At 68.2% G+C, this 6,231-nt stretch carries 4 protein-coding genes and 1 pseudogene; 3 read left to right on the top strand and 2 right to left on the bottom strand.

Features of this window, described 5'->3' with window-relative positions; genetic code table 11:
• The 3 genes and pseudogenes from ACO48X_RS10475 to ACO48X_RS10465 form a co-directional block, all read left to right on the top strand.
• Positions 1-1,585, top strand: a pseudogene (locus ACO48X_RS10475) (hypothetical protein); the annotation flags it as partial.
• Positions 1,578-2,603, top strand: a complete 1,026-nt coding sequence (locus ACO48X_RS10470; protein WP_485002029.1) for a DUF8094 domain-containing protein — start codon at positions 1,578-1,580, stop codon at positions 2,601-2,603. The pseudogene ACO48X_RS10475 and the gene ACO48X_RS10470, both read left to right, overlap by 8 nt.
• Positions 2,604-2,610: 7 nt before the next feature.
• Positions 2,611-3,507, top strand: coding sequence for a tetratricopeptide repeat protein (locus ACO48X_RS10465; RefSeq protein WP_485002028.1), 897 nt, complete (start codon positions 2,611-2,613; stop codon positions 3,505-3,507).
• Here ACO48X_RS10465 and ACO48X_RS10460 read toward each other — a convergent pair.
• Positions 3,504-5,354, bottom strand: a complete 1,851-nt coding sequence (locus ACO48X_RS10460; protein ID WP_485002030.1) for a glycoside hydrolase family 13 protein — start codon at positions 5,352-5,354, stop codon at positions 3,504-3,506. The two genes, ACO48X_RS10465 and ACO48X_RS10460, sit on opposite strands and share 4 nt — an antisense overlap.
• 5 nt (positions 5,355-5,359) lie before the next feature.
• Positions 5,360-6,231 (bottom strand): substrate-binding domain-containing protein (locus ACO48X_RS10455; RefSeq protein ID WP_485002027.1); only part of this gene is annotated, 872 nt, incomplete at its 5' end.

The raw sequence follows: 6,231 nt of genomic DNA, 5'->3' as shown, positions 1-6,231 counted from the left end.
AGTGGCCGTGGTCGGTATCATCATCGGGGACGTCGACAAGACCGAAAGCACGGCGACGGCCGTGGCCGAGGGAGGGTCGGCCCCCTACGTCTACACGGCGCCGGGGGTGCTCGAGCTGGGCGCGGAAACGGTCAAGGTCAAAGTGACGGGATCCGGGAACGCCAATGTGACGCTCGCCTTCGGCGCCTCCGACGACGTCGAAAGCTGGGTGAAGGGGCTTCCCGCCACCAAGATCACCGGGCTGACGAACTGGAAGACGCTGAAAACGGAAAAGGCCAAAGGCGGCAATGCGAAGGGCGCGCCGACCCTTGCGGATTCCGACATGTGGATCGAGAAGAAGACCGAGAAGGGAGCGGTCGAAGAGCAGTATCGAATCGACGAAAACAGCGCCGGCTCGATTTCGCTCATCGCGACGAGCTCGGACGGCAAGGCTCCCACGGTCTCTCTCACGTGGGACCGCAACCTCGAGCCGTTCAACAACATACCGATCGTCGTCATCGGCCTGCTCATGGCTCTCATCGGGGCCGCCCTGCTGGCGCTCGACCATCGGGATCGTCTGCAAAAGGCCGAACGGGAGGCCATTCGCGAACGCAAGCTCGCTCGCCGAGCCGCCCGCGCAAATGCAGAGACGACCGTTTTGGGCAAGACCGCCGACCCTCAGCGGAACGAAGATCTCGAAAGCGGCAAGCCGACCGTGCCCATTGCCCCGGTGGGCGGGGGGCCAAGGCAGAATGCGTCTGCCGCCGTCGGCGGCGGGGCTTCAGACCCCAGGACGGGCGCGTCGGCAGTCGGCGGCGACGCCGATGCGACGCCTACCGAGGCTTTGGCCGCCCACGACGTGAGACAATCGAGGCGGCGCGCTGCGCCTGACCGTTCGACGGCGGATGGCCCCGCGGTCGCCGGCGCTGCGCCGAGCGGTCCTGCGCCGGAAGGCTTGCCCCCGCGGGAGGCTCCTGTGCACGGGGCGGCTTCGCCAAACGGGCCGCGGCCCAACGGCGGACAGGCGAGCGGCGCCCAGCCGCAGGGCTTGCCCCAGGCCGACGCGGCGGCGCCTGAGATCGCCCAGATCATGAGCGGCCAGGCGATTCCTCCGCGCACCAGCGTTCCCGGCCTGGGGAGCGACACTCAGGAAATCGACCTGGGGGCGGTCGCCCAGGGCGGCTTCGCGACGCCGCCTGCCGGACAGCCGCATGAGACTCCCCGAAACGAACAGGCGAACGCCACAGGGAGAACCCTCGGCGCGGGAATCATCGCCGGCAGCCCTCGCGCCGACGAACTGCGGGGCAGGGAGCTTTCCGCCGAAGACCGCATCGTCATCCCCGAAGCCCCCGGCGGGCAACAGGGCGGGGGAGCGCCCCGGGTCGAAGGAACGCCCGAAGCCGGCGCGCCGGCGGTCTCCGGACCCGGCGCTCAAAACGGCGGCGCGGGCATGCGTGCCGCGGACGCCTCGGTTGCGGCCGACTTCGGCGTCCGCGGAGCCGATCTGCCCAAGACCGCCTGGCGCGGCCGATGGGGATTCGCCCACTCGGAGGGCCCCGAAAGCCCCGTCGGCGGCAACGACAACGAGGAGGATGCACATGCTTAAAAAAGGAATGGGCCTCGCCCTGACAGCGGCTCTGTCCGCGGGGGCCTTGGCGGGATGCGGAGAATCGGAGCCGCCCGTGCCCAAGCCGACGGCGGCGAAGTCGGCCTCGCGTCCGGCTACGTCGGTCGAGAACTTCATGAAGGTCTCGAAGCGGGTTCTCGAGTCCGTCAACGCCACCGACAAGGATCAGAGCACGGACAAGCTCGGAGCGACGACGACCGGCCCCATGACGGTCATCCGCCAGGCTCAGTACAACACGAAACGGCTCCTCGGGGACTCCTACAAATTCCCCGAGCTGGCCACCGAGGTTACGAAGAACCGGGTCGCGATCTCCAGCTCCAAGGGCTACCCGCGGCTCGCGATGACAGTCATGGACCCGTTGAAGGGGAACAACCTCCCGACGATGGACGTCTTCGCCCAGGGGAAGGCGCGCGAAAACTGGAAGCTGTGGGGCAGCCTGCGGCTTTTCCCCGGCGCGGAGTTCCCTTCCGTCGAGGGAGGAAAGACGGGCGCCGAAACAGTCGCCGCCGAGTCGGACAAGGGCCTTGCCGCCAGCCCTAAGAAGACAATCGAGGCATACGTCAACCTCAACAAGACCGGCAGCGACTCCCAGGGGCTGACCTTCTCGCAGGACGCCTTGCGCCAAGAGCTCAAGCAGACTGCGGACAAGAACGCCGCCGCGGTCAACGGCGCGGGCAAGTCGACGATGACCTTCGCCGTCGGCAACGAGGGGCCCGTGGCCATGCGCACGTCCGACGGCGGCGCCGTCGTCGTCGCGCAGCTGAATTACTTCACCACGATCTCCTCGGACTCGCAGCACACGGTGACCGTCGGCGACAAGGCGGGAAGCATCGCAAGCGGCAAGGCAGGGGGGAAGGTCACACTCGACGGGAAGACGCTGACCACATCCAACACGCGTTTGGTGGCGTTCAAGGTTCCCGCCGCGAAGTCCAAAGACAAGACGATCAGCGTGATCGGATCGAGTGACGACGTCATATTGGGCGCGCAAGTTCAGTGAGGTAGGAATGACTCAGCCATTGTCCATGTACGGCGCCGTCGATCTCGCGGCCGCAGGGTCGGCCTCCGCTTCCGCGGGCGGGGACGCGGTTCCCGGCCCCTTTTCGCTGGAAGCGACCGCAGCCAACCTTCAAAGCATTCTGGAGACTTCGGCCCGTGTGCCGGTCGTCGCCGTCTTTTTCTCTCCGCGCTCGGAGGAATCGACTGCGCTGGCCGCCCGCTTGGAAAGCCTCGCCGTCAAGTCCGCGGGAAGCTTCCAGCTGGCCAAGGTCGACGTCGACGCGGCGCCCGAAATCGTCCAGGCGTTCAGAGTCAGCCGCGTTCCCGCGGCGGTGGCGCTGCTCCAGGGCCAGCCGCTTCCCCTGTTCGAAGGGGCGCCCGCCGAGGCCGAGTTGGGCCCGCTCATCGATCAGCTGCTCGCCGCTGCCGCGCAATACGGCATCACGGGAAGGCTCGACGGCGCGCAGGCGCCTGCCGAACCGGCTCTCAGCGCGCATCACGCTGCGGGGCTTGCCGCCCTCGAGGCGCGCGATTTCGCCAAAGCGGAGGAAGAGTTCGAGCTCGCCCTCAAGGAGGAGCCCGGCAACGACGACATCAAGCGGGGCCTGGCCCAGGCGCGTCTCATGCTCAGAGTCGGCGAGGTGAGCGAGCCTCTCGCCGCAATCGAATCGGCCAACGAGGCGCCGCGGGGGGACGTCGAAGCCCAGCTCGCCGCCGCCGACGTCGAAGTGGCCTACGGCCGGCCGGACGCGGCTTTCACGCGCCTCATCGCGGCGGTCCAGGCGACGGCGGGCGACGAGCGCGAAAGGCTCAGGGAACGCCTGCTTGACCTTTTCCAGGCGGTCGGCGCCTCCGACCCCCTCGTCTCGCAGGCGAGGAAGGCTCTGGCGAGCGTTCTCTTCTAGGCTCTTTCAAACCACGCCGTGGCGTCGGCGGGGACGGATCCGTCGAGGGCCTCGTCGGTCGAGCAGAGAATCGGCCGCCATCCCTCGGGGACTCGGACCGGCTCGTCGAACGCCGTGATGACGAGGACATCGCCGCGAGCCTTCTTTGAGGCTTCGTCGGCTTCGCCTGAAACCCGGCTGCGTCCCTCTTCAACGCCGGCGCGCCTTTCGAGGCCGCCGTGCCCTTTGAGGCCGCGCTCGCCCGGGTCGTTGCGCCGCTCCTCTTGGGCGGACCCCCTGCCCTCTGCCGGATCGGGCGCGTTGAGGGACGAGGCAGGTGTGTTGAGGAAGGCCAAGCCGCGGCTGTCCGCGGCGACGCCATCCGTGACGTCGACGAGCCCGCCGCAGCCGAGCCTCAGCTCGCGCCGCAGCGCGTACATCCGGCGAAAGAGGTTGAGGGGCGAGCGCGGGTCGGCCGATTCGCGGTCCACCGCGTACTCCTTCCACTCGGCCGGCTGGGGCAGCCAGGACTTTCCGTCGGGGGAGAAACCGAAGGCGGGCGAGTCTGCCTCCCACGGCAGAGGCACCCTGCATCCGTCGCGCCCGGTCTCCTCGCCCTTCGTGCGGAAGTAGGCCGGGTCCTCGCGCAGCTCGTCCGGAAGGGCCATGTGCTCGGGAAGGTTGAGCTCCTCGCCCTGCCAAATGTAGGCCGAGCCGGGCAGCGCCGACATGAGCGCGTGCGCGGCCAGTGCGCGTCTGTGCCCGACGACGTCGGGGAGCGGGTCGCCCTCCTTGATTCCCTTCGGGTAGTTGCCGGCGTCGGGAAGCCCCAAGCGGGCGGTGGCTCGGATGACGTCGTGGTTGGACAGCACCCACGTGGCAGTCGCGCCGACGGCGTCCATGTCCCGCAGAGAATCGGCGATGACGGTTCTCATGCGGTCGGCGGTCCACGCGGAGGCGAGGAACTCGAAGTTGAAGGACTGGCTCATCTCGTCGGAGCGAACGTATTTCGCAATCGCCGAGGCGGGGGAGACCCAGGCTTCGGCCACGAGCATCCGGTCAGGGCCGAATTCGTCGAGGACCTTCCGCCACTGCCTGTAGATGTCGTGCACGCCGTCGAGGTTCCACATCGGCGCGGCCTCGTCCTTCTCCGGCTTCACTTCTCCCTCGACCATCGCCGCTGTGTGCTCCCAATTCGGAAGGGCGGGGTCCTTGACGAGCCCGTGGGCGACGTCGACGCGAAAGCCGTCGACGCCGCGCCTCAGCCAAAACCTGAGAATGTCGCGAAATTCGGCCTGAACCTCGGGATTGGACCAGTTGAGGTCGGGCTGGGAGGAGTCGAAGAGGTGGAGGTACCAGGAGGCGTCGCTTTCCCACGGCGACCCGGGCGCGTCCTCCCGGTCGCACACCCGCGTCCACGCCCCTCCGCCGAAGACCGAGCGCCAGTCGTTGGGGGCCGGCCGGAACCAGTAGCGCTCGCGCTCGGGCGAGCCCGGTCCGGCCTCGAGGGCCTGCCTGAACCAGACGTGGCGGTCGCTCGTGTGGTTGGGCACGATGTCGAAGATTATGCGCAGCCCGAGCGAATGCGCGCGTGCGATGAGGGCGTTGACGTCGTCCATCGTGCCGAAGACGGGGTCGATGTCCCTGTAGTCCTCGACGTCGTATCCGGCGTCGCGCTGCGGACTTCGGTAGAAGGGGCTGAGCCAGACGGCGTCGACGCCGAGGCGCGCCAGATGGTCCAGCCGGGAGATCGCCCCGGGGATGTCGCCGATCGGCCCGCCCGAAGAGGCGAAAGAGCGCGGGTAGATCTGGTAGATGACGGCGTCTCGCCACCATAGGCCCGGCGCCGTGGGGTTGTGGAGAAGCATGGTTGTCACATCCTGCAGGGCGCAGTCGATTCGCGGACGATGAGCTCGCCGTGGAACTCCATCGACGTCGGCGTCTCGCTGCTGGAGACAAGGGCCATGAGGGAGGAGACGGCGCCCTCGCAAATGGCCCTCACGGGTTGGCGGATGGTGGTCAGGGGAGGGGCGGAGAAAGCCATGAGAGGGGAGTCGTCGAAGCCGACGACGGAGACGTCCTCCGGCACCGAGAGCCCCTGGGAGGCGCATTGGCGGATCGCCCCGAGCGCCATGATGTCGCTGCCGCAGACGATGGCCGTGCAGCCGTCGGCAAGAAGCGTTCGGGCGGCGCTCTGGCCGCCTTCGACCGTGTAGAGGGTGTGGACGACCGGGGCCTGCGCGCCCGGCGCGAGGGCCTTCATGGCGCTCGCGAAGCCCTTGACCTTCAATTGGGAGGGGATGAAACGCTCCGGCCCCATTGCCAGGCCGATCGCGGTGTGGCCGAGCGAGACGAGGTGGCGCACGCACTGCGCCACGGCGTCGACGGCGTCGGTGGAGAAATCCGCCGTCGCGATTTCCGGGTTGGGGCCGTTGACCGTGACGAACGGCAGGCCGATCTGCGTCAAACGTCCGTACCGGCCGACGGAGGCCATTGAATCGGCGTGCAGGCCGGAGATGAAGACGATCCCCGCGACGTGCTGCTCTATGAGCAGTTCGACGTAGGAGTCCTCGGTGATGCCCCCTGCCGTCTGTGTGCACAGCAGGGGCGTGTAGCCGCGCGACGACAGCGTGGTCTCGATGTTCTGCGCGAAGATCGGGAAGATCGGATTCGTCAGTTCCGGCACGATGAGGCCGATCCTGCCCCCGGGATGTTCTCGCAGCTTCTCCGGGCGTTCGTACCCGA

Source organism: Peptidiphaga sp. (assembly GCF_057238965.1).
This window is presented reverse-complemented; position numbering and strand designations above follow the sequence as displayed.